At 70.7% G+C, this 25,360-nt stretch carries 20 protein-coding genes; 11 read left to right on the top strand and 9 right to left on the bottom strand.

What is annotated here, in order from left to right:
* Positions 1 to 44 precede the first annotated feature (44 nt).
* Entirely contained in the window at positions 45 to 692 is a 648-nt protein-coding gene (locus ACTWQF_RS20410) for a response regulator (RefSeq protein ID WP_443281231.1), read from the top strand.
* Positions 693 to 785: 93 nt separating this feature from the next.
* On the opposite strand, the gene ACTWQF_RS20415 is transcribed toward ACTWQF_RS20410, so the two are convergent.
* On the bottom strand, positions 786 to 2,615 hold the full coding sequence (locus tag ACTWQF_RS20415; RefSeq protein WP_443281028.1) for a PucR family transcriptional regulator: 1,830 nt from the start codon (positions 2,613 to 2,615) through the stop codon (positions 786 to 788).
* A 436-nt stretch (positions 2,616 to 3,051) separates the two neighbouring features.
* Here ACTWQF_RS20415 and ACTWQF_RS20420 point away from each other — a divergent pair, with 436 nt between their 5' ends.
* From ACTWQF_RS20420 to ACTWQF_RS20440, 5 genes are all read left to right on the top strand, one after another.
* Entirely contained in the window at positions 3,052 to 3,957 is a 906-nt protein-coding gene (locus ACTWQF_RS20420) for an FAD binding domain-containing protein (RefSeq protein WP_443281029.1), read from the top strand.
* Positions 3,948 to 4,463 carry a (2Fe-2S)-binding protein gene (locus ACTWQF_RS20425; protein WP_443281030.1) on the top strand — a complete coding sequence of 172 codons (516 nt, stop codon included), beginning with the start codon at positions 3,948 to 3,950 and terminating at the stop codon, positions 4,461 to 4,463. Before ACTWQF_RS20420 ends, ACTWQF_RS20425 begins: the two co-directional genes overlap by 10 nt.
* Before the next feature lies 1 nt (position 4,464).
* A complete protein-coding gene (gene pucD, locus ACTWQF_RS20430; RefSeq protein ID WP_443281031.1) occupies positions 4,465 to 6,858 on the top strand; it encodes a xanthine dehydrogenase subunit D in 2,394 nt (797 codons plus the stop codon).
* Positions 6,859 to 7,049: 191 nt separating this feature from the next.
* Entirely contained in the window at positions 7,050 to 8,531 is a 1,482-nt protein-coding gene (locus ACTWQF_RS20435) for an NCS2 family permease (protein WP_443281032.1), read from the top strand.
* A gap of 99 nt (positions 8,532 to 8,630) precedes the next feature.
* Positions 8,631 to 9,794: an XdhC family protein gene (locus ACTWQF_RS20440; protein WP_443281033.1), complete on the top strand. Its 1,164-nt coding sequence runs from the start codon at positions 8,631 to 8,633 to the stop codon at positions 9,792 to 9,794.
* Here the strand turns inward: ACTWQF_RS20440 and ACTWQF_RS20445 are convergent.
* Positions 9,731 to 10,792, bottom strand: coding sequence for a helix-turn-helix domain-containing protein (locus ACTWQF_RS20445; RefSeq protein ID WP_443281034.1), 1,062 nt, complete (start codon positions 10,790 to 10,792; stop codon positions 9,731 to 9,733). The two genes, ACTWQF_RS20440 and ACTWQF_RS20445, sit on opposite strands and share 64 nt — an antisense overlap.
* A 182-nt stretch (positions 10,793 to 10,974) precedes the next feature.
* Here ACTWQF_RS20445 and ACTWQF_RS20450 point away from each other — a divergent pair, with 182 nt between their 5' ends.
* Positions 10,975 to 12,759 (top strand): helix-turn-helix domain-containing protein, encoded by a 1,785-nt coding sequence (locus tag ACTWQF_RS20450; RefSeq protein ID WP_443281035.1) that lies wholly within the window; start codon positions 10,975 to 10,977, stop codon positions 12,757 to 12,759.
* A gap of 60 nt (positions 12,760 to 12,819) precedes the next feature.
* Here the strand turns inward: ACTWQF_RS20450 and ACTWQF_RS20455 are convergent, their stop codons facing one another.
* A complete protein-coding gene (locus ACTWQF_RS20455) occupies positions 12,820 to 13,854 on the bottom strand; it encodes an endonuclease/exonuclease/phosphatase family protein (protein ID WP_443281036.1) in 1,035 nt (344 codons plus the stop codon).
* A 124-nt stretch (positions 13,855 to 13,978) separates the two neighbouring features.
* Here ACTWQF_RS20455 and ACTWQF_RS20460 point away from each other — a divergent pair, with 124 nt between their 5' ends.
* On the top strand, positions 13,979 to 15,676 hold the full coding sequence (locus tag ACTWQF_RS20460; protein WP_443281037.1) for an AMP-binding protein: 1,698 nt from the start codon (positions 13,979 to 13,981) through the stop codon (positions 15,674 to 15,676).
* 31 nt (positions 15,677 to 15,707) lie between these two features.
* On the opposite strand, the gene ACTWQF_RS20465 is transcribed toward ACTWQF_RS20460, so the two are convergent.
* The 6 genes from ACTWQF_RS20465 to ACTWQF_RS20490 form a co-directional block, all read right to left on the bottom strand.
* Entirely contained in the window at positions 15,708 to 16,460 is a 753-nt protein-coding gene (locus tag ACTWQF_RS20465; protein WP_443281038.1) for a hypothetical protein, read from the bottom strand.
* A gap of 277 nt (positions 16,461 to 16,737) precedes the next feature.
* Positions 16,738 to 18,213: a catalase gene (locus ACTWQF_RS20470; RefSeq protein WP_443281039.1), complete on the bottom strand. Its 1,476-nt coding sequence runs from the start codon at positions 18,211 to 18,213 to the stop codon at positions 16,738 to 16,740.
* Positions 18,214 to 18,478: 265 nt separating this feature from the next.
* Positions 18,479 to 20,257 (bottom strand): glyoxylate carboligase, encoded by a 1,779-nt coding sequence (gene gcl, locus ACTWQF_RS20475; RefSeq protein WP_443281040.1) that lies wholly within the window; start codon positions 20,255 to 20,257, stop codon positions 18,479 to 18,481.
* Between the two features lie 102 nt (positions 20,258 to 20,359).
* Complete coding sequence (locus ACTWQF_RS20480) at positions 20,360 to 21,268, bottom strand: 2-hydroxy-3-oxopropionate reductase (protein WP_443281041.1); 909 nt, start codon at positions 21,266 to 21,268, stop codon at positions 20,360 to 20,362.
* A gap of 33 nt (positions 21,269 to 21,301) precedes the next feature.
* Positions 21,302 to 22,120 (bottom strand): TIM barrel protein, encoded by an 819-nt coding sequence (locus ACTWQF_RS20485; protein WP_443281042.1) that lies wholly within the window; start codon positions 22,118 to 22,120, stop codon positions 21,302 to 21,304.
* A 337-nt stretch (positions 22,121 to 22,457) separates the two neighbouring features.
* Positions 22,458 to 23,339 carry an SAM-dependent methyltransferase gene (locus ACTWQF_RS20490; RefSeq protein ID WP_443281043.1) on the bottom strand — a complete coding sequence of 294 codons (882 nt, stop codon included), beginning with the start codon at positions 23,337 to 23,339 and terminating at the stop codon, positions 22,458 to 22,460.
* Positions 23,340 to 23,592: 253 nt separating this feature from the next.
* Between ACTWQF_RS20490 and ACTWQF_RS20495 the strand changes: the two genes are divergently transcribed.
* The 3 genes from ACTWQF_RS20495 to ACTWQF_RS20505 are packed head-to-tail and all read left to right on the top strand — an operon-like array spanning position 23,593 to position 25,204.
* Entirely contained in the window at positions 23,593 to 24,498 is a 906-nt protein-coding gene (locus tag ACTWQF_RS20495; protein WP_443281044.1) for a helix-turn-helix domain-containing protein, read from the top strand.
* A gap of 38 nt (positions 24,499 to 24,536) precedes the next feature.
* Positions 24,537 to 24,791, top strand: a complete 255-nt coding sequence (locus ACTWQF_RS20500; protein ID WP_209240579.1) for a hypothetical protein — start codon at positions 24,537 to 24,539, stop codon at positions 24,789 to 24,791.
* Positions 24,791 to 25,204: a helix-turn-helix domain-containing protein gene (locus ACTWQF_RS20505; RefSeq protein ID WP_443281045.1), complete on the top strand. Its 414-nt coding sequence runs from the start codon at positions 24,791 to 24,793 to the stop codon at positions 25,202 to 25,204. Before ACTWQF_RS20500 ends, ACTWQF_RS20505 begins: the two co-directional genes overlap by 1 nt.
* Positions 25,205 to 25,360 lie beyond the last annotated feature (156 nt).

Here is a 25,360-nt window from a genome sequence, read left to right on the forward strand (position 1 = left end):
GGACGATTTGAGGACGAGGGGCGGGGGGAACGCGCATGCGGCTGGTGATCGCTGAGGATTCCGTACTGTTGCGTGAGGGGCTGAGCCAGATCCTCGCGCGCTTCGGCCATGAGGTGTGCGCGGGCGTCGGCGACGCGCCGGCGCTGCTGGAGGCCGTGGCCGAGCACACGCCGGACTGCGTCGTCACGGATGTGCGGATGCCGCCCGGGTTGCGGGACGAGGGGCTGCGTGCCGCGCTCCAACTGCGCACCGAGCGCCCCATGCTGCCGGTGCTGGTGCTGTCGCAGTACGTCGAGAACTCCTACGCGGCCGATCTGCTGGCCACCGGCGACGGCGTCGGCTATCTGCTCAAGGACCGGGTCGGTGAGATCACGGAGTTCATCGAGGCGCTGGAGCGGGTGGCCGCGGGCGGTACTGCGGTGGACCCCGAGGTGGTCCGGCGCCTGCTCGCCCCAGACCGTGAACCCCCGGAGCTGCGGCGGCTGACGGCCCGCGAGCGCGAGGTGCTGGCCGCCATGGCGGAGGGCCGGTCCAACGGCGGCATCGCCCGCGCCCTGGTCATCAGCGAGGCCGCGGTCGTCAAGCACGTCCGCTCCATCCTCACCAAGCTCGATCTGCCGCCTGCGCCCGATGACCACCGCAGGGTGCTTGCCGTCCTCGCGTATTTGCGCCGTCCCAGGGCCCTCCGGTGAGGCAGTGCCCCTGTCCGTTGTCCGCGGACTGCGGATTCGTTGGGGCTGGGCGCGCAGTTCCCCGCGCCCCTTCGGGGCGCATAGCTGAGCCCCTCAACTCATCCGCAAAGCCAAGAAGAAGTCGAGCTTGTCCTCCAGCCGGGACAGATCGCGGCCGGTGAGTTGTTCGATGCGGCTGACCCGGTACCGCAGCGTGTTGACGTGCAGGTGGAGGCGGCCGGCGCAGCGGGTCCAGGAGCCGTCCGAGGAGAGGAACGCCTCCAGGGTCGGCACCAGTTCGGCGCGGTGCTTGCGGTCGTACTCGCGCAGCGGGTCCAGCAGGCGGGCGGTGAAGGCACGGCGGACGTCGTCCGGCACGAAGGGCAGCAGCAGCACGTGCGAGGCCAGCTCCTCGTGACCCGCCGCACGGACGGCGCCCGGGCGTGCGGCGGCGACCCGGCGGGCGTGCCGGGCCTCTTCCAGGGCGCCCCGCAGCCCCTCGGCGGAGTGCACGGCAGCGCTCACGCCGATGGTCAGCCGCCCGTCGTTCGCGAGGGCGCGACCCAGCGGCTCGCTGACCTCGGCCAGCAGCGAGTCGGCGTGCAGCCCCTCACCGCCGCGTGCGCCGGTGAGCCTGGGGGTACCTCCCTGCTCGAAGAGCTTGGGGGAGGGCCCGTGTTCCTCCCCGGCCGGAGCCGTCGCACGTCCGGCGGCCTCCTCGGCGCCGCCGCGGGGGGCTCCAGAGCTCTCGAAACCCTCGAAACCCTCGAAACCTTCGGAATCCTCGGGGCCCTCCGGCCCCTGGCCGGTCAGCGGCACCAGTGCGACCGCCTCGCCGTCCACATGGGCGACGGCGATCCGGTCCGAGCCGTCCGGGCCCGTCGTGCGCGGGTCCACCAGCAGTTCTTCCAGCAGGGACTGGGCGATCGCCCCGCCCTCGAGCGCGCGGGCCGGGTCGGGCTCGTCCCATTCGACGCGGGCCACGATCACCTGCCAGGCGGGTGCCGCGCCCTGCCCCGGCAGCAGTACCGGGGCCGCCACCCGCAGCCGCGCCGCGATCTCCGAGGGCGGTGCACCCGTCTGCACCAGCTCCAGCACTTCCTGCGCCAGCCTGCGCCGCACGGCGCGGGCGGCGTCGCGTCTGTCGCGTTCGACGGCGATGAGCTGGGTGACGCCGTGCAGCAGGTCGAGGCGTTCGGCGGGCCAGTCGCCGGTGTCCGCGGCGACGGCCAGCAGCCAGTCGGACAGCACGGTGCGCCGCGGATCGCCGACGCTGCGGCTGACGGGGAAGAGGGAGTAGGCCACGCCTTCGTCGGCCGTCCTGTGCGGGCTGCGCCGACCGCTGCGGACAGCGGACATATGGGCGCCGGCCAGCCGCGCTGCGGTGGCGTGCGGCAGTATCGGACCCTCGCTGGGCCCGGCGATCTGGCGGCCGGTGGGGGAGAGCACCCAGGCGGCCAGGTCCAGGTCCGAGCCGAGCAGGTCGAGCACCACATCGGGGCCGCCGCCCGCGGGGCCGGAGGACATCAGCCGCCGGTGCCGGTCCACCACGGCGGCCAGGTCGCCCGCGCGCTCGGTGGAGACCTGGCGGACCACGTGCTCGGTGATGGTGGCGAACGCGACGGATTCGGCGACGGCGAACAGCGGCAGCCGGTGCCGTGCGCAGGCGTCGACCAGATCCTGGGGAACGGTGCCCAGCTCGGCCTCACCCGCGGCGAGCCCGGCGACCCCTGCCGTGGCCAGGATCTGGACGAACGACTCGGAGTCCTCGGGCGCGTGCCGCCACGCCAGCCCCGTCAGCACCAGCTCGCCGCCGGACAGATAGCGGCTCGGGTCGCGCAGGTCGGTGGTCATGACGCCGCGCACCGTACGGTCCAGCTCGTCCTCGCCGCCGAGCAGGCTGAGGCCCAGCGAATCGTTCTCCAGGAGCGCGCGCAGCCGCATCGTTTCGTCGCCTGCCGTTCGTGTGTCGTGACCGTGCTGAGGGGTCGTCTGTCGGTTGAGGGCCGTCTGTTGTGTCTCGAGGCATTCTGTTGTGTCTCGAGGCGTTGACTGTTGCTTCTCGAGGCGTCATCTGTCGTGTTGAGGGGCGGGGCCGTGCCACAGGGGGTGACCGGGCAGTGCCACAGAGGGGTGGCCGGGAGGAAGCCGTGAGGTTACCGCTTCCCGGCTTTCGTTTGAATCTACAAGACCTGGTGGCCGACCAGCCAAACGCTTCATGTTTTCGGTGACTGCACCGGGGCGGGTACCTGTCGGTGTACTGACCGCATCCCCTCGACACCTCCCACCTCCCATCGCACCACTCCAGATCGCAGTCCCTGACAGCACCCCCCTTCAGCACCTCCAGTACCCCCCAACCAGTACACCGAGAAGAGACACCATGGAGTTCCTGCGCCCGGCCAGTTGGGAGGAGGCGCTCGCCGCGAAGGCGGAGCACCCCTCAGCCGTGCCCATCGCGGGCGGCACCGATGTCATGGTCGAGATCAACTTCGACCACCGCCGCCCCACCCACCTCATGGATCTGAACCGGGTCCGTGAGCTGCACGAGTGGGAGGTCGGCGGCGAGACCGTCCGGCTCGGAGCCTCCGTGCCCTACTCGAAGATCATCGACGAGCTTGCCCACGAGCTGCCGGGCCTCGCGCTGGCTTCGCACACCGTCGGCTCCCCGCAGATCCGGAACCGGGGCAGCGTCGGCGGCAACCTCGGCGCCGCCTCCCCCGCAGGGGATTCGCACCCCGCGCTGCTCGCAGCGGGCGCCGAGGTCGAGGCGGAGTCGGTGCGGGGCACGCGGTTCATCCCCGTCGAGGAGTTCTACACCGGCGTGAAGCGCAACGCGCTGGCCGAGGACGAGCTGATCAGATGCGTGCACATCAGGAAGGCCGACGGGCCGCAGCAGTTCTCGAAGGTCGGCACCCGCAACGCCATGGTGATCGCCGTGTGCGCCTTCGGTATCGCGCTGCACCCCGAGACCCGCACCGTCCGGGCCGGTATCGGTTCGGCGGCCCCGACCCCGCTGCGGGCCCGTGCCGCCGAGGACTTCCTCAACGCGGCACTGGAGGACGGCGGCTTCTGGGACAACGGCAGGACGATCCCGCCGGCCCTGGCCCGCGAGTTCGCCGAGCTGTGCTCCGGCGCCTGCAACCCGATCGACGACGTGCGCGGCAGCGCCGCCTACCGCCGCCGTGCGGTGGGCGTCATGGCCCGCCGCACGCTGGGCTGGACCTGGGAGAGCTACCGCGCCACCGGGAACGGCCGCACCACCGAAGGAGGCGCCCGATGCGCGTGACATTCACCGTCAACGGACGGCGGCACGAGGCCGACGACGTGTGGGAGGGCGAGTCCCTGCTGTACGTACTGCGCGAGCGGATGGGTCTGCCCGGCTCCAAGAACGCCTGTGAACAGGGCGAGTGCGGCTCCTGTACGGTCCGCCTGGACGGCGAGCCGGTCTGTGCCTGTCTGGTGGCCGCGGGGCAGGCAGAGGGCCGCGAGGTCGTCACCGTCGAGGGTCTCGCCGAGTACGCCAGGGAGCGGGACGGCTCCGAGGAGACCGGGGATCTGGCACCGGTCCAGCAGGCGTTCATCGATGCGGGCGCCGTGCAGTGCGGCTTCTGCACCCCCGGCCTGCTGGTCGCCGCCGACGAGCTGATCGAGCGCAATCCACAGCCCTCCGACGCCGACATCCGCGAGGCGCTGTCGGGCAACCTGTGCCGCTGCACCGGCTACGAGAAGATCATGGACGCCGTCCGCCTCGCCGCCGCCCGCGCCGACGACAGTGCGCAGGAGGTGGTCTGAGATGGCTCCCACGACGGGCCCCACCGGCACTCCCACCAAGCTGGAGCAGGGAGTCGGCGCCAAGGCCGGGGTCGGTGACTCCCCGCTGCGGCCCGACGGCACCCTGAAAGTGACCGGCGAGTTCGCCTACTCCTCGGACATGTGGCACGAGGACATGCTGTGGGGCTGCACCCTGCGCAGCCCGCACGCGCACGCCGAGATCGTCTCCATCGACATCAGCGAGGCGCTCAAGCAGGCGGGCGTGCACGCCGTGCTGACCTACGACGACCTCCCGGCCGAGATGAAGAACTACGGCCTGGAGATCAAGGACACCCCCGTCCTCGCCCACGGCCGGGTCCGCCACCACGGCGAGCCGGTCGCGCTGGTGGCGGCCGACCACCCGGAGACGGCACGCCGCGCCGCCGCCAAGATCAAGGTCGAGTACAAGGAGCTGCCCGTCGTCCACGACGAGGCCAGCGCGCTCGCCGAGGACGCGCCGCTGCTCCACCGAGGCCGCGACGACGATCACGCGAGGCACGTCCCGCACCCCAACATCGTGCACCGCCAGCCCATCGTGCGCGGTGACGCCAAGGCGGCGGCCGAGCGCGCCGACGTGATCGTCACCGGCGAGTACGAGGTCGGCATGCAGGACCAGGCGTTCCTCGGCCCGGAGTCCGGCCTGGCAGTGCCCGCCGAGGACGGCGGTGTGGACCTCTACATCGCCACCCAGTGGCTGCACTCGGACTTGGGCCAGATCGCCCCCGTCCTCGGGCTGCCCGAGGAGAAGGTACGCATGACGCTCGCCGGCGTCGGCGGAGCCTTCGGTGGCCGCGAGGACATCTCGATGCAGATCCACGCGTGCCTGCTCGCGCTGCGCACCGGCAAGCCCGTCAAGATCGTCTACAACCGCTTCGAGTCGTTCTTCGGACACGTCCACCGGCACCCGGCCAAGCTGTGGTACGAGCACGGCGCCACCCGCGACGGCAAGCTCACCCACATGAAGTGCCGCATCGTGCTGGACGGCGGCGCGTACGCCTCCGCCTCCCCCGCGGTGGTCGGCAACGCGGCCTCGCTCAGCGTCGGCCCGTACGTCGTCGACGACGTCGAGATCGAGGCGGTGGCCCTCTACACCAACAACCCGCCCTGCGGTGCGATGCGCGGCTTCGGCGCGGTCCAGGCGTGCTTCGCGTACGAGGCGCAGATGGACAAGCTCGCCGCCGAGCTGGGCATGGACCCGGTCGAACTCCGGCAGCGCAACGCCATGTCCCAGGGCACCGTGCTGCCCACAGGACAGGCCGTGGACTCCCCGGCGCCGGTCGCCGAGCTGCTGCGCCGGGTGAAGGCCATGCCGCTGCCGATGGAGGCGCAGTGGGAGACCGTCGGCGGTGAGCCCGATGTACGGGCGCTCCCGGGCGGCCTGTCCAACACCACGCACGGCGAGGGCGTCGTACGAGGCGTCGGCTATGCCGTCGGCATCAAGAACGTCGGCTTCTCCGAGGGCTTCGACGACTACTCCACGGCGCGGGTGCGGCTGGAGGTCGTCGGCGGCGAGCCGGTGGCCCTGGTGCACACCGCGATGGCCGAGGTGGGCCAGGGCGGTATCACCGTGCACGCCCAGATCGCCCGCACCGAGCTGGGCGTCACCCAGGTGACGATTCATCCCGCCGACACCCAGGTCGGCTCGGCCGGCTCCACCTCCGCCTCCCGGCAGACGTATGTGACCGGCGGTGCCGTCAAGCACGTCTGCGAGCTGGTCCGCGAGAAGGTGCTGGAGCGCGGGCGGGAACGGTTCGGCACCTACCACCCCGCGTGGGCGACGGCCGAACTGCTGCTGGAGGGCGGCAAGGTCGTCACCGACGGCGGTGAGGTGCTGGCCTCGCTGGTCGACGTGCTCGGCGACGAGCCCGTCGAGGCCGAGGACGAGTGGCGGCACCGGCCGACCGAAGCCTTCGACCTGAAGACCGGTCAGGGCTTCGGCCACGTCCAGTACTCCTTCGCCGCGCACCGCGCCGTGGTGGAGGTCGACACCGAGCTCGGGCTGGTCAAGGTCATCGAACTGGCTTGCGCACAGGATGTGGGCAAGGCGATGAACCCGCAGGCCGTGGTGGGCCAGATCCAGGGCGGCACCACGCAGGGGCTCGGACTCGCCGTGATGGAGGAGATCGTGGTCGACCCCAAGGCCAAGGTCCGCAACCCCTCGTTCACGGACTATCTCATCCCCACGATTCTGGACACGCCGACCATCCCGGTCGACGTGCTGGAGCTCGCCGACGAGCACGCCCCGTACGGGTTGCGGGGTGCGGGCGAGGCGCCGACGTTGTCGTCGACGCCTGCCGTCATGGCGGCCATCCGCGCTGCTACCGGGCGCGCGTTGCCGCGGGTTCCGGTGCGACCGGAGCACATCGTCGACGTGTGATGTGTTCCCCGGCCCCGCCCCTTCACCGTTTCTGCGGGGGCACCCCCCACCCGTCCTCGCCGGACGGGCCGAGCCCTCGAAGAGACGGGGCGGGGCCGGGGAAAGGCAAGACGCGGGCCGTCCCCCGGGTCGTGCTTCCCAAACCCTCGGCGTCTGCCGGGGTGCCCCTATGAACCTTGGGAGTCAGCACAATGACCCAGTCCAAAGTAGGGCCGACGACGTCGGCGGAGGACGCGGGCCCTGGCTCGCGGATTCCCGCCGGACGTTCGTGGCTCGACAGGTACTTCCACATCTCCGAGAGAGGGTCGACCTACGGCCAGGAGATACGTGGCGGTGTCACCACCTTCATGGCGATGGCATACATCGTCCTGCTCAACCCCGTCATCCTCTCCGTGCCCGACGCCGCCGGGCACAAGCTGGACGGCGGGCAGGTCACCACGGCGACGGCGCTGGCCGCCGCGGCGACCACCATCGTGATGGGCTTCCTCGGCAACGTCCCGCTGGCCCTAGCCGCGGGACTGAGCGTCTCGGCCGTGATGTCGTTCCAGGTCGTGCCCGAGATGACATGGGGCAACGCCTGGGCGATGTGTCTCATCTACGGTGCCGTGATCATCCTGCTGGTGGTCACCGGGCTCCGCGAGCTGATCATGAACGCGATCCCCTTGGCGCTGAAACACGCGATCACCATGGGCATCGGGCTGTTCGTCTGTCTGATCGGCCTCGTCCAGGCCGGCTTCGTCACCTCGATGCCGGGGCCCGGCGGCGTTCCGGGGGCGAAGCCCCTCCAGCTCGGCACCGCGGACATGCTCACCGGCTGGCCGGTGCTGTGCTTCGCCGTCACCGTGCTGCTCATCTTCGCGCTCCAGGTGCGGAAGGTGCCCGGGGCGATCCTCATCGGCATCGTCGGCGGCACCGTCCTGGCCGCGCTGGTGCACCAGTTCGCCGGTCTCGACAAGAAGGACTGGGGCGGCAGGAACGCCCCGGAGATCAGCGGCTCGGTGGTCAGCTCGCCCGACTTCGGGCTGCTGGGCACCGTCTCGTTCAAGGGGCTGGGCGACGTCGGCGGCATCACCATCGGCGTCATCGTCTTCACCCTCGTGCTGGCCGGGTTCTTCGACGCGATCGGCACCATCATCGGCATCGGCCAGCAGGCCGGGCTGGCCGACGACAAGGGCCGGATGCCAGGGCTGAACAAGGCGCTGGCCATCGACGGTGCGGGCGGCGTGGCCGGCGGTCTGGCCGGCGCCTCGGGCCAGACCGTGTTCGTGGAGTCCACGGCGGGCGTCGGCGACGGCGCGCGTACCGGGCTGGCCAGTGTCGTCACCGGTCTCGGCTTCGCGCTCTGTCTGTTCTTCACGCCCCTCGCGCAGGTGATCCCTCCGCAGGTGGCAGCCGCGGCGCTCGTCGTCATCGGCTCGATGATGATGACCAACGCCATGCACATCGACTGGACCGACCCGGCCACGTCGATCCCGGTCTTCCTGACCACGGTGCTGATGCCGTTCACCTACTCCATCACGGCCGGTATCGGCGCCGGTGTCATCGCCTACGTTCTGATCAAGGCCGTTCAGGGAAAGTTTCGCGAGCCCGGATGGTTGATGTGGGTACTAGGTCTGGTTTTCCTGGCCTACTTCGCGCTGAACCCGATCGAGCAGTGGCTGGGGGTCAAGTAGCCACCTGACGCTGCTCTCCCGGTCAGGCGGGAGCGGGTGCGGTCCCCTGGCCGTTCCCGCTCCCACCTGGCCGTTTATCACCGCCGAGGAGACAAACTGATGCTGGACATCGCCGCTGAGCTGCACCGCTGGTGCCAGGAGGGGCGGGACTTCGCCGTCGCCACCGTCGTGGGCGTCGGCGGCAGCGCGCCGCGTCAGCCGGGTGCCGCGCTGGCTGTGGACACGGCCGGCGAGGCCGTCGGCAGCGTGAGCGGCGGCTGCGTCGAGGGCGCCGTCTACGAGCTGTGCCAGGAGGCGCTGGAATCGGGCGCGAGCGTCCGCCAGACCTTCGGCTACAGCGACGAGGACGCCTTCGCCGTCGGCCTCACCTGCGGCGGGATCATCGACATCCTGGTCACCCCGGCCCGCGCCGGGACAGCGGCCCGCGAGGTGTTCGCCAAAGCCGCAGCGGAGGCCACGGAGGGCCGCACGGCCGCCCTCGTCCGGATCGTCGAAGGGCCGGACGAGCTGCTGGGCGGCGCACTGCGGCTGGACGCCGACGGACAGCCGCACGGCGCGCTGGGCGGGGCGCCGGAGCTGGACGCCACCGCCGCGGCCGAGGGCGGGGCACTGCTGGCCGCGGGGCGCACCGCGACCGTCACGGTCGGCGCCGACGGCAGCATGTGCGGGCAGCCGGTGACGCTGCTGGTGGAATCCAGCGTCCCGCCGCCGCGGATGCTGGTCTTCGGTGCCATCGACTTCGCCGCAGCGCTGGTGCGGATCGGCAAGTTCCTCGGCTACCACGTGACGGTGTGCGACGCGCGGCCCGTCTTCGCCACGGCCCGCCGCTTCCCCGAGGCCGACGAGATCGTCGTCGACTGGCCGCACCGCTACCTCGACTCCCAGGACGTCGATCCGCGTACGGTCATCTGCGTACTCACCCACGACGCCAAGTTCGACGTGCCGCTGCTGGAGCGCGCGCTGCGGCTGCCGGTGGCCTACGTCGGTGCGATGGGCTCGCGCCGCACCCACCTCGACCGGCTGGAGCGGCTCCGCGAGGCGGGTCTGACCTCCCTCGAACTGTCCGCACTGCGCTCACCGATCGGCCTCGACCTCGGTGCCCGCACCCCGGAGGAGACGGCACTGTCCATCGCCGCGGAGATCGTCGCCTCCCGGCACGGGGGCAGCGGGATGCCGCTCAAGGGAGCCCACACACCCATTCACCGCGACACCGGTCCGGTGACCGCGCCGAGCACGGGCGGCCTGCACCGAGCCGCCGGCTGACCCGCCCCGACGGGGCGACGCACGACCCCGCTCGTACGGTCGCCCAGCAACGCCATTCCCATGAAGGTGAGCGCGTGCCGCACAGTGTTGCTCCGTCTGTTGCTGGAGATCAGACCCGCGTCACGCAGCACCGCCGCATGCTCACTCGCGGAGGAGACGGACACGCCCGCACGGTGCGCCAGTTCGCTGGTGCTGCAGCCGCCGTGCAGCGACTGGAGCACGGCCGCCCTGGTGTGCCCGAGCAGCCGCGCGAGCTTCACCGGTGAGACGGCGGCGGGGCTTTCGGGCATCCGGGCCGGATACACCAGGACCGGTGGCAGCCCGGGGTCGGCGAGTGCGACCGGCGTACGGCGGCAGAAGTAGGAGGGGATGAGCAGCAGCCCGCGCCCTTCGAGCCGTATTTCCAGCTCGACCGGATAGTCGGCTTCCAGCACCGGGGGCCGCCACCGGATGGCCGGCTCGAACGTACGGAGCAGCTCCTCGGTGCCCTGCAGCAGCTGCGTCCTGCACCGCCACATGCGGTCGGCGTCCACCTGGGAGACGATCCGCGGCCACCAGGAGTCCAGGGCGAGGTTCCGGTAGTCCCGCAGCGCGGCGCCCAGCTTGTCCAGCGCCCGCGCGTTGCCCTCGCCGACGCTGCTCGCCCAGCCGGTGAGCGCCTGCGACTGCGCCAGCATGCCGATCTCCGCGCGCAGTCGGGCCCGGGGCGTGGCCAGCACGGCCTCCAGCCCCTCCTCGAAGCCCGCCGTGCCCGCGGCCGGTGTGAGGAAGTCGGGAAAGTACCCGCGCACGGGCACCAGCGGCAACAGGCGCCGCAGTGGCTCCGTACCGTCACGCTGCACCCGCTCCCGCCAGCCGGACAGGACGTCGGACAGGACGGAGTCCCGCCGGGTGTCCCTGAGCCTGTGCAGGCTCAGTACGGACTCCCACAGCGGGTCGGGACCGTCGGCGACCCGGGTACGGGCCAGGTCCCCCGCGGTGAAGTGCAGGCGCAGCATGTGTCCCCCCGATTACCCAAATGTGTTCCGTGGCGACCTTGGTGGGTCGTCGAGACGGGTAGCAAGACCTGGCGGGAAAGTGGGACAACGGGACAGAAGTGCTGCCGTCACCTGCACAGATCCGGCATTGTGGGACGGCCCGGGGCCGCGCTGGGCGGGCCGGGCAGCCGGGAGGGGGAGCGATGACGTTGGGTCGGGGCGGGGCCGAACTGGCGGAACTGCTGGAGGAGCTGAAACAGCGCAGCGGGCGCAGCTATGCGGCCCTCGCACACCGCACCGGACTCGGCCGCTCGACGGTGCACCGCTACTGCCTCGGCACGACCGTGCCGCGCACCTTCGGCGCCGTCGAAAAGGTGGCCCGCGTCTGCGGTGCCGACCGTACGGAACTGGACCGCCTCTACCGCGCCTGGTGCCAGGCCGTCGACGAGGAACGCGGGGGCGGAGCGGGGGAGGAGGGCGACGGGGAGGCCGCAGGCGCGGACGAGCGTCCCGGCGAGGCGGATGCTCCGGTACCACAGGACGGCTCGGCACCGCAGGACCGCTCGGCACCGGTGGATGCCCCGGCGGCGGCACCGGTGGATCTCCCGGCAGTCGGTGACGCGGCCGGATCGGCTGTGCCGCGGACGTACTTCTGGCTGCGCGTGGTGGCCCTCCTGCTCGGTCTCGTGGTCCCCTCCGCCGCCGTCACCGTTCCCCGCCACGACGGAGCTGGCGGCGGCGCCCCGACCGGTGCGCCGAGTCGGGGGTCGGGCGGCGGCGGACACCAGCAGGACGTCAAAGGGCCGGACTGGACCACCGCACCGCAATCCGTGCCCAGCGCCTTCTACGGCATGAACGTCAGCTATGACACCGGGGAGATGCCCGGCTTCCGCGTCGGGTCCGTACGGCTGTGGCACTCCGGAACCCGGTGGTCCCAACTGGAGCCACGGCGCGGAAAGTACCGCTGGAAGACCCTGGACCGGCTGGTCGACGCCGCTCGGCGCGAACGGCTGCCCGTGCTGCTGACCCTGGGCGGCACCCCGCACTGGGCGGCCCCGAACGGTCACAAGTCCGTGTTCGACGACGCCCGCTCGTCGCCCCCGGACGAACTCGCCGACTGGGACCGTTTCGTCCGTGCGCTCGCCACCCGGTACCGAGGCAGGATCGAGGCGTACGAGCTGTGGGACTACCCCAGCAGCCGGGGCACCTGGGTCGGCTCGACGAAGACCCTCGCCGAGATGGTCGAGCGTGCCTCGCGGATCATCCGCAAGGCCGATCCCGAGGCGCAGCGCGTCTGCCCCTCCTTCGGGTCCCTGTGGCAGCAACGTGGCCGCGACCTGCTGCGGAAGTTCGTACGCACGGGTGCGTACCGGCACTGCGACGTCGCAGCCCTCAAACTCCCGCCGCGCAGGGCCGACGGCCCGCCGGAAGAGACGGTGACGCTCGTCAAACGGGTGCAGCGGCTCTTCTACAGCGAGGGCCTGGGCCGCGTCGCGCTGTGGAACACCGGACCCGACCAGGACGTGGCCCTCCGGGAGCACCTGGACGCGCGCCGGGCCGACAACTACGCGGTGCGCTTCTACCTCGTCGGTCTCTACCTCAAGGACCAAGCGCTGCGCCGGATGTACTTCTACAGCTGGGGCAGCTCCGAGGTGCCCCTCGTGGTGGAGGTCGTGGGCGGCCCGCCCACGGAGGCGGGGCGGCGTATCGGGCGGTTGCAGCGGTGGCTGGCGGGGGCCCGCATCACCTCGTGCGGGAGGGGCCCCGGAGTGGGCCTCCCGACAGGCGCCTACACCTGCCGCTTCATGCGGAAGGGCAGCGAACTGCGGGTGTACTGGACCACGCGGGGCGAGCACCGGGTCCGGCTGGGCGAGGAGGCCCGGCTGCTGCGCCGCATGGACGGCACCGAGTCCGCCTTACGCCCCGGCCGTCGGTTGCTGATCGGCGAGGAGCCGGTCCTGGTCGAACACCGGTCCAAGGAGAGCTGATCCGGAGAGGACATCTGATCCGGAGAGGCCCGGGTCTTCCGTCCGGGGTGCGCCCACCGGTCAGAACAGCTTCACGTTCACCAGCAGCGCGCGGTGGTCCGTGCCCCGCAGATCGAGGAACTCGCCGTCCACCGGCAGCAGTTTCTCGCTCAGCAGTACGTGGTCGATCTGCGCGCCGAGCACCGGAGTGGTGCGGGTGGGCCAGGTGGGGGTGCGGGAGTTGCCCAGCATCCGTGCCGCGTCGTGCATACCGGTCTTCAGGATGGCGCGGAAGGCGGCGTGGTCCTGCGAGGAGTTGAAGTCGCCCGCGATCAGCGTCGGCAGCTTGCCGCGTGCCGCCGCGACAGCCCGCAGCCGGTCCAGCTCGACCCGCCACGCCGCCGTACTGCCCGGCTTCGGCGGCATCGGGTGCGCCACCTGGAGGGCGACCCGCTCGCCGTGCACGTCCGCGACGGCTCCGGGCATCGACAGCCGGCCGCGCACCTCGCTGCGGTCGCGCAGCGGATAGATGCTCAGCAGCGCCGAACCCCGCGCGCCGCCGTCGCCGGTGACGATCCGGTGCGGATACTCCTCGCGCAGCGCGGGGTCGCGCAGCGCCACCGCGCACCGCGCATCGCACTCCTGCACCGAGACGATCTGCGGGCGCTCCCTGCGCACCGTCTTCACCAGGTCCGGCGTCGCAGCGCCGTACTTCAGATTGGCGGTCAGCACCCGGAACTGGGCCTTCGCGGGCCTGCCCGCCGTATCCGCGGGCGCGGACGGCCCGTACGGGCGCAGGAACCACCCGGTGCCCGCCAGCACCGCCAGCGCCCACAACATCACCAGCCACCGGCGGGAGAGTGCGGCGCCCAGCGCCGCGAGCCAGGCGGGGGCGAGGAGCCAGGGCAGGAACGCCAGCAGTTGCGGCACCGGCGTCGGCCCGTCCTCGTCGCCGATCCGGAACCCCAGGGTGACCGAGAGCACGAGCAGGGTCAGTACCGAAAGCGCCGCGATGACGGGATGGCGCGGCCCGCGCCGTCCGTCGTCCGCCGGCGCGTACAAGTCATCGTCGTCTGTCGCGTCCCGGTCCCGGCGCGTACTGGCCCCCGTATACACCTCACCGATGATGCCGTACCTCCTGTCACTTGCGCATAAGCCCCCGGCCGGGGGTGGTGCGCGCGCGGGTGGACGTACACGATGGCTCCCAGCGCCCGCAGCACCCCGCTGAGCAGGAGGAAACATGGTCCCGTCCACGTCCACCGATCAGTTCCGAGCCGCTCGCGACACGCTGCTGCGGCACCGGACGGACTACGAGGCCGCCCGCGCCGACTTCAGCTGGCCGCGGCCCGAGCACTTCAACTGGGCGCTGGACTGGTTCGACCACATCGCCAAGGACAACGACCGGCTCGCGCTGCACATCGTCGAGGAGGACGGCACCGAGCGGCGCGTCACCTTCGAGCAGATGCGCACCCGCTCCGACCAGGTCGCCAACTGGCTGCGTGGCCGCGGTGTCGCACCCGGCGACCGGGTCATCGTCATGCTCGGCAACCAGGTCGAGCTGTGGGAGACGCTGCTGGCGCTGATGAAGCTGCGCGCCGTCGTCATCCCCGCGACCCCGCAACTGGGCCCGCGCGACCTGGCCGACCGCGTCACCCGGGGCGAGGCCCGGCACGTGGTGGTCCGTGCCGCGGACACCGGCAAGTTCACCGGCTCCGAGGTGCCGGGCGACTACACCCGGATCGCCGTCGGCAGCGGCGGCACCCCGGCACCTGGCTGGCTGGCATACGAGGACGCGTACGTGGCGGAGACCGGCTACGACCCGCAGGGCGTCACCCGCGCCGACGACACCCTGCTGCTGTACTTCACCTCCGGCACGACCGCGCTGCCCAAGCTGGTCGAGCACACCCATGTGTCGTATCCCGTCGGGCACCTGGCGACCATGTACTGGATCGGCCTCCGGCCCGGCGACGTCCACCTCAACATCTCCTCGCCCGGCTGGGCCAAGCACGCCTGGTCCAACTTCTTCGCGCCCTGGAACGCGGAGGCCACGATCTTCATCCACAACTACACCCGGTTCGACCCGAGCCGCCTCATGGCCGAGATGGAACGCGGCGGCGTCACCAGCTTCTGCGCCCCGCCCACCGTCTGGCGCATGCTCATCCAGGCCGACCTCAGCCGGCTGTCCACCGTCCCCCGCGAGGTCGTGGCCGCAGGGGAACCGCTCAACCCGGAGGTCATCGAGCATGTCCGCCGGGTGTGGGGCGTGACCATCCGGGACGGCTTCGGCCAGACCGAGACCGCGGTCCAGGTCGCCAACACTCCCGGCCAGCCCCTCAAGCCCGGGTCCATGGGCCGCCCCACGCCCGGCTTCGACGTCACCCTTCTCGATCCCGTCACCGGTCGAACCGGTGATGAAATCAAGGAGGGTGAGATCTGCCTCGACCTGTCCACCCGGCCGGTCGGCCTCATGGTCGGCTACCGGGGCGACGCCGAACGTACCGCCGAGGCGATGGCCGACGGCTACTACCGCACCGGCGACATCGGAGCCCGGGACAAGGAGGGGTATCTGACGTACGTGGGGCGTGCCGACGACGTGTTCAAGGCCAGCGACTACAAGATCTCCCCCTTCGAGGTGGAGAGCGTCCTGCTGGAGCACGAGGCCGTCGCGGAGGCCGCCGTCGTCCCGTCGCCGGACCCGGTACGGCTCGCCGTGCCTAAGGCGTACGTGGTCCTGGCGGACGGCGCTTCGGCGGACGCGGAGACCGCCGCGCTGCTTTTCGCCCACTGCAAGGAACGGCTCGCCCCCTACAAGCGGGTCCGTGTCATCGAGTTCGCGGAGCTCCCCAAGACGATCTCGGGGAAGATCCGCCGCGTGGAGCTCCGCGCGCACGCGGCCGGCGAGGCGGGCGCCCCCGGCACGGAATACCGCGACCGCTGAGAGGGAGCCCTCCCGGGGGTGCGGGGGCAGCTCACCGCGGCGTGCGGATCAGCTGCTCCGCGGCTTGGTTCACGGCACGCGGCGTCCCCGTCAGGTCGAGGACGAACAGCGGCAGCCGCAACTCGTCGGCGCGGGCCCGCGCGTCCCGTACGTATCCGGCGAGGGCGAAACAGACGGCGACAGCCGAGTCGTTGAGTCCGTTGAGCCACAACGTCTCCACGTCCCGCACCCCGACCGGCGAGGTCGAGGGGTCGACGTGCGCGATGACGGAAGGGCCGCGTACGTCGACCCCCGAGGTGGGCGTCCGCTCGGCGACGCGTATCCCGTCGAAGCCGAGCCACCGCAGATACTGCCCGGCGGCGAGCTTCGCGTCGTGTGCCGTACGGATGGTGACGGGCCGGAACGCGGGCCGCGGCACGGGGACCCGGGAAGCGGAAGCCGGAACGGCAGGGGCGGGCTCCGGGAGCGGGGGCTCCGCGGGCGGGCGGTCGGCGGACGGTGACGGCGCCGCCACCCCGGTGCGGCCCCGGGCGACGGGCACCCGCAGCGTCGTACCGCAGCCGCAGCCCAACTCGGGCTGCGGCCACTCGTCCACCCGCCCGCACTTCGGGCACCGCACGGAGATCCAGGAGCCGTCCCAGGTGCGGTGCCGTACCTGGATCGCGGCGGCGGAGGACAGCAGCGGCAGGGCGATCGGTGCGCCGCAGCCGCAGGGGTAGACCGGCGCTGTGTAGCTGTGCTCGCGCCGGCATACGGGGCAGCGCACAAGCACTCTGTCAGCCATCGTTCGGCTCCTGGCACGGGTGGTCCGGTGGGCACGGCTGTGTCGCGTGCCCCGATCGCCTCCCAATCGTCTCCGATGGGGAGGGTTTTACGAAGGGGCGGGTGCCAGGCCGCCCCGCTGGGTGCGGGAAATGGTAAGGATATGCCCCCGCGCGGGACGGTCACCCCTCATCAAGGACCGTCCCGCACGGGGGCGCGTGCCGGGCCGACCTCCCAATCGGCCCGGTACGCGGCTCATCCGGCTACGCAGCTCATCGCCGCGACCGCGGAAGAAGGCGTCAGCCCTCCTGAAGCTCGCGCACCGCAGCCTCCACGCGGCGCCCGTAGTCGGGGTCCGCGGCGCTGAAGTGGGCGATGTTCTTCTCGATGACGTCCTCGCGGGAGACCTGCGCGAGCCCGCCGGCGATATTGGCGACCAGCCGGCCCTTCTCCTCCTCCGACATCAGCCGGAAGAGCTCCCCGGCCTGGAAGAAGTCGTCGTCCTTGGCGTGCTGCGGCGCCTCGTGGGTGCCCCAGTAGCCGGTCACCGGGCGCGGCGCGGACAGCGGGACGCCCGTCTCGGCGGGGCCGTCGTAGGAGTTGGGCTCGTAGTTCTTGGCGTGCCGGTCGTAGGCGTTGGTGGCCATGAAACCGTCCCGGCCGTAGTTGTTCGCCTTGCCCGAAACAACAGCCTTGGGCGCGTTGACGGGCAGCTGGGTGTGGTTGACGCCCAGCCGGTAGCGGTGTGCGTCGGCGTAGGCGAACAGCCGGCCCTGGAGCATCTTGTCCGGCGAGGGGCCGATGCCGGGCACGAAGTTGTTGGGCGAGAACGCGGACTGCTCGACCTCGGCGAAGACGTTGTCCGGGTTGCGGTCCAGCACCAGCCGGCCCACGCGCTGGAGCGGGTAGTCCTTGTGCGGCCACACCTTGGTGAGGTCGAACGGGTTGAAGCGGTAGTCAGCCGCCTCGTCCGCGGGCATGACCTGCACGTACAGCGTCCAGGACGGGAAGACGCCGCGCTCGATGGACTGGAGCAGGTCCGTCTGGTGGCTGTTGGGGTCCTTGCCGCTCTGCTCGGCGCCCTGCTGGCTGGACAGGCAGCGGATGCCCTGGTTCGTCTTGAAGTGGTACTTGACGAAGAAGACCTCGCCCTCGGCGTTCGTCCACTGGTATGTGTGCGAGCCGTAGCCGTTCATGTGCCGGTACGAGGCGGGGATGCCGCGGTCGCCCATCAGCCAGGTGACCTGGTGGGTGGCCTCGGGGGAGTGGGCCCAGAAGTCCCAGACGTTGTCCGGCTCCTGCTTGCCGGTGAACGGGTCGCGCTTCTGGGAGTGGATGAAGTCGGGGAACTTCAGCGGGTCCTTGATGAAGAAGACCGGGGTGTTGTTGCCGACGAGGTCGTAGTTGCCCTCCTCGGTGTAGAACTTGAGGGCGAAACCGCGCGGGTCACGGGCCGCGTCCGGGCCGCCGAGGTTGTCGGCGACGGTGGAGAAGCGGATGAACGTCTCGGTGCGGCGGCCGACCTCGCCGAGGAAGTGGGCGCGGGTGTAGTCGGTGACGTCGTCGGTCACCTCGAAGTAGCCGTAGGCGCCGGAGCCGCGGGCGTGCACCACACGCTCCGGGATCCGCTCCCGGTTGAACCGCGCGAGCTTCTCCAGCAGGTGCTGGTCCTGGAGGAGGAGCGGGCCACCGATGCCGGCGGAGGTGGAGTTCTGGTTGTCGGCGACGGGCGCGCCCGCCTCGGTGGTCAGCGTGGGCTTCGACGACTTCGACATGGACGACCTTCCTGGGGCGTGATTCACGGAAAGCGGTTTCCGCATGTTGGAGCGTAAGGACGCCCTATCGAGGCGTCAACAGTTTGTTGAAGAAGTTCCCCGCGCCCCCCAAGGGGCGCGGGGAAGTGCCGATGTGCGGCTCCGCCGCGTGGGCGCGAGCAACCAGAACGAGCCCGCAGACGGCGGACGGAGGGCAGGGGCACCCCCTGCCCTCCCAGACACCGGCTACCAAAAGGCGCAGGGCAACCCTTGGTACGCGGCGACTTCAGCCGAGCGGCACCGTGGCGGTCGGCGCGTGCGCCGGCTCGGTCGCCAACTCCTCGAACTCATTCAGCGAAGCGATATCGCTCCCGCTCATCGCGATATTGGTGATCCGCTCCAGGATCGCCTCCACCACGACGGGCACCCGGTACTCAGCGGCGAGCTTCTTCGCCTCCTCGAAGGCGGGCAGCAGCTGGTCCGGCTCGGTGACGCGCAGCGCCTTGCAGCCCAGGCCCTCGGCGACCTTGATGTGGTCGACGCCGTAGCCGCCCAGCTCGGGCGCGTTGATGTTCTCGAACTCCAGATTGACCTGGAAGTCCATGTCGAAGTTGCGCTGGGCCTGCCGGATCAGGCCGAGGTAGGAGTTGTTGACCAGCACGTGCACATAGGGGATGTGGTGCTGTGCGCCGACCGCCAGCTCCTCGATCATGAACTGGAAGTCGTAGTCGCCCGACAGCGCGACGACACTTGACTCCGGGTCGGCCTTGGCGACCCCCAGCGCGGCCGGCACGGTCCAGCCCAGCGGGCCCGCCTGACCGCAGTTGATCCAGTGCCGCGGCCGGTAGACGTGCAGGAACTGCGCGCCTGCGATCTGCGAGAGACCGATGGTGGAGACATAGCGCGTCTCCGGCCCGAAGGCCCGGTTCATCTCCTCGTACACCCGCTGCGGCTTGATCGGCACGTTGTCGAAGTGCGTACGGCGCTGGAGTTGGCCCTTGCGCTGCCGGGCGGTGTCCGCCCACTTCGTCAGGTCCTTCAGCCGCCCGGTCTGCTTGCGCTCCTTGGCGACCTCGACGAAGAGGGCCAGCGCCGCGTGCGCGTCCGAGGCGATGCCGTAGTCCGGCGCGAAGATCTTGCCGATCTGGGTCGGCTCGATGTCCACGTGGACGAACTTCCGGCCCGCGGTGTAGGTGGACAGCGCACCGGTGTGCCGGTTGGCCCAGCGGTTGCCGATGCCGAGGACGAAGTCGGACTCCAGGAAGGTGGCGTTGCCGTAGCGGTGCGAGGTCTGGAGACCGACCATGCCCGCGTGCAGCGGGTGGTCGTCGCCGATCGTGCCCCAGCCCATCAGCGTGGGCACGACGGGTATGCCGGTCAGCTCGGCGAACTCCACCAGCAGCTCGGACGCGTCCGCGTTGATGATGCCGCCGCCCGCCACGATCAGCGGTCGGTCGGCCGCGGCCAGCATCTCCATGGCCTTCTCGACCTGCTTGCGGGTCGCGGCCGGCTTGTGCGGGACCAGCGGCTCATATGTGTCCGGGTCGAACTCGATCTCCGTCTGCTGGATGTCGATCGGCAGGTCGATCAGGACCGGGCCCGGTCGGCCCGAGCGCATCAGATGGAACGCCTCCTGGAAGACGCCGGGGACCTGCGCGGCTTCCTTGACGGTGGTGGCCTTCTTGGTGACCGGCTTCGCGATGGAGGCGATGTCGACCGCCTGGAAGTCCTCCTTCTCGATCACGGCGACCGGAGCCTGTCCTGTGATGCACAGGATCGGGGTCGAGTCGCCGATCGCCGAGTAGAGGCCGGTGATCATGTCGGTGCCGGCAGGCCCCGAGGTGCCGATGCACACCCCGATGTTGCCGGGCGCCGTGCGGGTGTAGCCCTCGGCCATGTGCGAGGCACCCTCGACGTGGCGGGCGAGCGTGTGCTCGATGCCGCCCGCGGCACGCAGCGCCGCGTAGAAGGGGTTGATCGCCGCCCCCGGCACCCCGAAAGCGGTGTCCACACCCTCGCGCTTGAGGATCTCAACTGCCGCGCGGGCAGCGGTCATACGAGCCATCGAACTCTCCTGGTCGGTGCAGGTGGTGTCCGGGCGGCGGCGCCTGGGCGCGACAGGACAGTGTCGACGCCGCCGCCCGGAGTCTGTGGGGAGGGCCGGCCCTCAGCCGGCGTCGGGGTTCTTGCCCGACAGCCGCTCGACACCGCGCACCAGCGCGGAGTGGTCGAGCCCGCCGTCGCCCTGCGCACGCAGCGCCGCGACGAGCTGGGCGACCAGCGCACCGGCCGGTACGGCCGCACCGACCGTACGGGCCGCGTCGGTCACGATGCCCATGTCCTTGTGGTGCAGGTCGATCTTGAAGCCGGGCTTGTAGTTGCCCGCCAGGATGCTGTCCTTCTTACGGGTCAGCACCGTGGAGCCGGCCAGCCCGCCGTTGAGCACTTCCAGGGCCGCCTTCAGGTCGACGCCGGACTTCTGGAGGAAGACCACGGCCTCGGCCACGGCCTGGATGTTGACCGCGACGATGAGCTGGTTGGCCGCCTTCACCGTCTGCCCGGAGCCGGCCGGGCCGCACAGCACGATCGTCTTGCCGAGTGCCTCGAAGATCGGCTTGGCCGCGTCGAAGGTCTCCTGCTCACCCCCGACCATGATGGACAGCACGGCCTCGATCGCACCGGCCTCGCCGCCCGATACAGGGGCGTCCAGCGTCTTGATCCCCTTGGCCTTCGCTGCCTCGGCGACCTCGATGGAGGTCTGCGGGGTGATCGAGGACATGTCGATGAGGGTGCCGCCCTCGCGGAGGTTCTCCAGGACGCCGCCCTCGTGCAGGACCGCCGCCTCCACGTGCGGGGAGGCCGGGACCATCGTGATGACGACGTCGGCGTCCTTGGCCGCCTCGGCGATGGAGGGGGCACCCTTGCCCCCGTCCTTGACGAACTCCTCGATCTTCTCGGGCTCCAGGGTGTACGCCGTGACGTCGTACCCCGCCTTGAGCAGGTTCCGCGCCATGGGGGCGCCCATGATGCCGAGGCCGATGAAGCCGATCTTGGTGTTGTCGGGCGTGTGAGCCATGTGTGGTGCCTTTCGCGAAGCTGAGGGCGGGAGTTACTTCTGGCGCCAGCCGAAGGAGGCGGCGCTGCCGTTGTCACCGGGCTTGTATTCGAGGCCGACGAGGCCGTCGTAGCCGGCCTTGTCCAGGTGGCTGAAGAGGGAGTCGAAGTCCAGGGAGCCGGTGCCGGGGGCGCCGCGGCCGGGGTTGTCCGCGATTTGTACGTGGGCGGTCTTGCCGGTGTGGGCTTCGATGACGGCCGGCAGGTCCTCGCCGTTCATGGACAGGTGGTAGAGGTCCATGAGGAAGCGGGCGTTGTCCAGGCCGGTGGCCTTGTTGACCGCGTCGACGACCTCCAGGGCGCGAGGCGCGCTGACGAGGGGGCACTTGGGCGACTCGGGTGCGTTGAGGGCCTCGATGAGCAGTACGGCCCCCGCCCGGTCCGCTGCCCGCGCCGCGAGCGCGAGGTTTTCCAGGGCGAGTGCGTCCTGCTCCGCCTCCGTGGCGCCGTCGACGCGGTTGCCGTAGAGGGCGTTGAGCGCCTTGCAGCCCACGGACTGCGCGAAGTCGGCGGTCACGTCGATGTTGGCGCGGAACTTCTCCGACTCCTCACCGGGGACGGAGAGGGCGCCGCGGTCGGGTCCTGGTAGCTGCCCGGCGTAGAAGTTCAGCCCGGTGAGCTGCACCTGCGCGTCCTCCAGCGCGCTGCGCAGCGCGTCGAGTTCGGAGCGCTCGGGCACGGGCGCGTCGACCCAGGGCCACCACAGCTCGATCTTGTCGAAGCCCGCGGCAGCGGCCGCCGCCGGGCGCTTCAGCAGGGGCAGCTCGGTGAAGAGGATCGAGGCATTGACGGTGAACCGGTCCGGGGAGACCACTGCGACCGCCCTCCCTTCCTTCGGAGATCCATTAGTAGATTTCGTATTGTGGAAGTCATATTCTGCTCATTGGAAGATTGCTCTTCGTTGGCCACTCCTGTCAAGAGCCACCCGCCTGCCCGGCACACAAAAGCCCCGGGCTCCGTCCTGATGACAGAGCCCGGGGCTCATACCTGTGGGAGCCGCGCCCCGTAAGGGGCGCGGGGAACTGCTCCCCCAGCCTCCGGCCGGGAGGTGCCCCCACAGCCAAGATGCACCGGCAGCCCGCAAGCGACGGTCAGGGGCACCCCCTCACCGGCACAAAGGGAGGGGCGGACCAAGACCTGCCGAGCAACCCCTAGCGCTTCACTCCGACCCCCGCCCAAACACTCACCAGCGCGTCGGTCATCTCCCCCGTCTCCTCCGGCCGGAGGCTCACGACATCCGAGGTGTCCTCGTCCGGGTGCCAACGGTGCGGGACCTCGATCCCCGGCTCCATCAGCTCCAGCCCCTCGAAGAACCGGGTGAACTCCGCGCGCGAACGCACCTGAGCGCTGCCGCCGTCCGCCTTGTAGACGTTGATCGCCTCTTCCCACTCCTCGGGCGCGAAGTCCGGGGTGCACTGGGAGATCACCACGTACGAGCCGGAGGGCATCGCGTCCACCAGGTGCCGGACGATCCCGTAGGCGTCCTGCTCGTCGGTGATGTAGTGCAGCAGCCCCACCAGGCACAGCGCGATCGGCCGGTCGAGGTCGAGGGTCTCGCGCACCTGCCGGGACCGCAGGATGGTGTCCGGCTCGGTGATGTCCGCCTCGACGTACGCCGTGCGCCCCTCGGGGGAACCGGTCAGCAGGGCGCGGGCGTGGGCGAGGACGATCGGATCGTTGTCCGCGTAGACGACGCGCGCCTGCGGCACCACCGCTTGCGCCACCTCGTGAAGGTTGGGGCTGGTGGGAATGCCCGTGCCGATGTCGAGGAACTGGTGGATGCCGCGCGCCGCCAGCAGCCGGGCCGCCCGGTGCATGAAGGCCCGGTTGGCATGGGCGGCGATACGGAAGCCGGGGAAGGCCGCCAGCAGCTTCTCCGCGACCTCGCGGTCCGGCGGGAAGTTGGTCTTGCCGCCCAGGAAATAGTCGTAGATGCGGGCACTGTGGTGCCGGTCCAGCCCCAGATCCCGCTCACTCTGCAGCGGCCTCGGGGCGCGCTCCGTGCGTCCTAGCCGCTCGCCGTTCCGGTCCATGTCTGCGCCCCTATCGTCAGGCCACCCGTTGCTTGGTGCGCGGCATCGTAGTTGCTCTCCGTGGATGGGACGCCTACATTCTGCGTCTTCAACTGAGGTGCTAGGAAGGCCGGTTGCCAGGTTGGTTCCGAGGGAGTATGGAAGGCTCGCGCGGAAGCGGTGCCCGCCCGGCGCGTATTCTCCCGGTACCTGTACCGGACCGGTGCACCGGTGCCACACTGTTGTGACCGCCCAATCACCCTTGGGAGTCGGAATGCCAGCCATGATGCAGCCGTCCGGTGAACCCTCTCTTGGGGCTGCACGGGAGCCGTCGAACGGTCCCACCGCGCTGCGGATCATCCTGGGCGTCAAGCTGCGCAGGCTGCGCCAGTCGCTCGACATCTCCCGGGAGGATGCGGGCCGCGCCATCCGCGGCTCGCATGCGAAGATCACGCGGCTGGAGCGCGGACAGGTCGGAGCCAAGGAACGCGACCTGCGGGACCTGCTGACGCTCTACGGCATCCACGACCCGGACAAGCGCGAGGAGTTCTTCGACCTGGCCCGGCAGGCCAACTCGCCCGGCTGGTGGTGCCAGTACTCGGACGTGCTGGAGGACTGGTTCGAGCTGCACCTCGGACTGGAGGACGCGGCGTCGTTGATCAGGACGTACGAGGTCCAGTTCCTGCCCGGTCTGCTGCAGACCGAGGACTACGCGTACGCGGTCAGCAGGCTCGGCTACCCGAACACCGAGCCGGCCAAGGTCGCCCGGATCGTGGCGCTGCGGATGGCCAGGCAGCGGCTGCTGCACAGGACGGACCCGCCGCGGCTGTGGGCGGTCGTGGACGAGGCGGTGCTCCGCCGCCCCTTCGGCGGCACCGAGGTGATGCGCGGACAGCTCGAGCACCTGCTGAAGATGATCGAGCTGCCGCATGTCACGCTCCAGGTCGCACCGTTCGAGGTGACGGCTGCCGCGGCCGGCACCCCCGTGACCCTGCTGCGCTTCGCCGACCCCGACCTGCCGGACAAGGTCTATCTGGAGCACCTGACCAACGCGGTCTACCTCGACAAGCCCTCGGACGTCGATCAGTACACGCTGATCATCAACCGGCTGTGTGCGGAAGCCTGCCAGCCGCGGGAGACGGCCACCTTCATCGAGGACCTCCTCGCCCAGCTGCGCTGACCTGCGGCGGGTCGGGTCCGTCTCGGTACTGTGGGCGCATGAAGCGATTGCGAGTGGAGTTCACGACCGAGCCGTTCGACCTGGACGAGGCTCCGGAGCACGCGGTCGTGGCCCGGGAGGTCGTCCAGTCGGCGGCACTGGATGCCGTGGACGTCGGACCGTTCGGCAACACCGCCGAGGGCTCGGCCGACGAGGTGCTGGACACTGTCGCGGCGCTGCTGCGCAGCTCGCTGGAGGCCGGGGCGACCCGGGTCTCCCTCCAGGTGAACGTGATCGGGGAGGGCGAGGGCTGATGGGCCAGGACGCATACGCCTCGGGACCCGCGGAGGGCGGGTCGGCGCCCGCGCATCCGTTCGTTGTCGCGATCAAGCCGCTGGTGGACGCGATGGGCGGGGCGATGGTGGCTCCGCAGGAGGCGCAGGGGGACGATGTGGTGCTCGCCTGGGAGGGCGAGGATGTGGTGGCCGTACGGCTGCCGCATCTGTCCGACTCCCTCGACCACATCCTCGCGGAGCTGGAACGACGGCACGGGGTGCCGCTCGCGGAGCTTGACCGCAAGACCAAGCAGTCGGTGGTGCGGATCCTGGAGACGCGGGGGGCGTTCTCCGTCCGGCACGGCGTCGAGACGGTTGCCAGTGCCCTGGGTGTCAGCCGGTTCACCGTTTACAACTATCTGAACCGGGAGAACGGGCGCACGACGAGCTGAGGGCTACGGCCTCCCGGCGTACGCCCCCGAGGTACGGCCTCCCGGCGCGGATACAGCTTCCGCATGGCGGGCATTCTTTTCCAGGATATTGAAAAGCCTTCAACAAACTGTTGACGTGGTGTGGCCTGAGGACTTAGCTATTCCCAGCCCGAACAG

It is taken from the genome of Streptomyces sp. 8N114 (genome assembly GCF_052245835.1).
Taxonomy (GTDB): Bacteria; Actinomycetota; Actinomycetes; order Streptomycetales; family Streptomycetaceae; genus Streptomyces.

Coding starts and splice junctions, on each gene's coding strand:
- ACTWQF_RS20415 (WP_443281028.1), bottom strand. CDS start 2,615: ATGCGGCTGCGCGCGCTCCTGGAGAACGATTCGCTGGGCCTCAGCCTG.
- ACTWQF_RS20420 (WP_443281029.1), top strand. CDS start 3,052: ATGGAGTTCCTGCGCCCGGCCAGTTGGGAGGAGGCGCTCGCCGCGAAG.
- ACTWQF_RS20425 (WP_443281030.1), top strand. CDS start 3,948: ATGCGCGTGACATTCACCGTCAACGGACGGCGGCACGAGGCCGACGAC.
- pucD (WP_443281031.1), top strand. CDS start 4,465: ATGGCTCCCACGACGGGCCCCACCGGCACTCCCACCAAGCTGGAGCAG.
- ACTWQF_RS20435 (WP_443281032.1), top strand. CDS start 7,050: ATGACCCAGTCCAAAGTAGGGCCGACGACGTCGGCGGAGGACGCGGGC.
- ACTWQF_RS20440 (WP_443281033.1), top strand. CDS start 8,631: ATGCTGGACATCGCCGCTGAGCTGCACCGCTGGTGCCAGGAGGGGCGG.
- ACTWQF_RS20445 (WP_443281034.1), bottom strand. CDS start 10,792: ATGCTGCGCCTGCACTTCACCGCGGGGGACCTGGCCCGTACCCGGGTC.
- ACTWQF_RS20450 (WP_443281035.1), top strand. CDS start 10,975: ATGACGTTGGGTCGGGGCGGGGCCGAACTGGCGGAACTGCTGGAGGAG.
- ACTWQF_RS20460 (WP_443281037.1), top strand. CDS start 13,979: ATGGTCCCGTCCACGTCCACCGATCAGTTCCGAGCCGCTCGCGACACG.
- ACTWQF_RS20465 (WP_443281038.1), bottom strand. CDS start 16,460: ATGGCTGACAGAGTGCTTGTGCGCTGCCCCGTATGCCGGCGCGAGCAC.
- ACTWQF_RS20470 (WP_443281039.1), bottom strand. CDS start 18,213: ATGTCGAAGTCGTCGAAGCCCACGCTGACCACCGAGGCGGGCGCGCCC.
- gcl (WP_443281040.1), bottom strand. CDS start 20,257: ATGGCTCGTATGACCGCTGCCCGCGCGGCAGTTGAGATCCTCAAGCGC.
- ACTWQF_RS20480 (WP_443281041.1), bottom strand. CDS start 21,268: ATGGCTCACACGCCCGACAACACCAAGATCGGCTTCATCGGCCTCGGC.
- ACTWQF_RS20490 (WP_443281043.1), bottom strand. CDS start 23,339: ATGGACCGGAACGGCGAGCGGCTAGGACGCACGGAGCGCGCCCCGAGG.
- ACTWQF_RS20495 (WP_443281044.1), top strand. CDS start 23,593: ATGCCAGCCATGATGCAGCCGTCCGGTGAACCCTCTCTTGGGGCTGCA.
- ACTWQF_RS20500 (WP_209240579.1), top strand. CDS start 24,537: ATGAAGCGATTGCGAGTGGAGTTCACGACCGAGCCGTTCGACCTGGAC.
- ACTWQF_RS20505 (WP_443281045.1), top strand. CDS start 24,791: ATGGGCCAGGACGCATACGCCTCGGGACCCGCGGAGGGCGGGTCGGCG.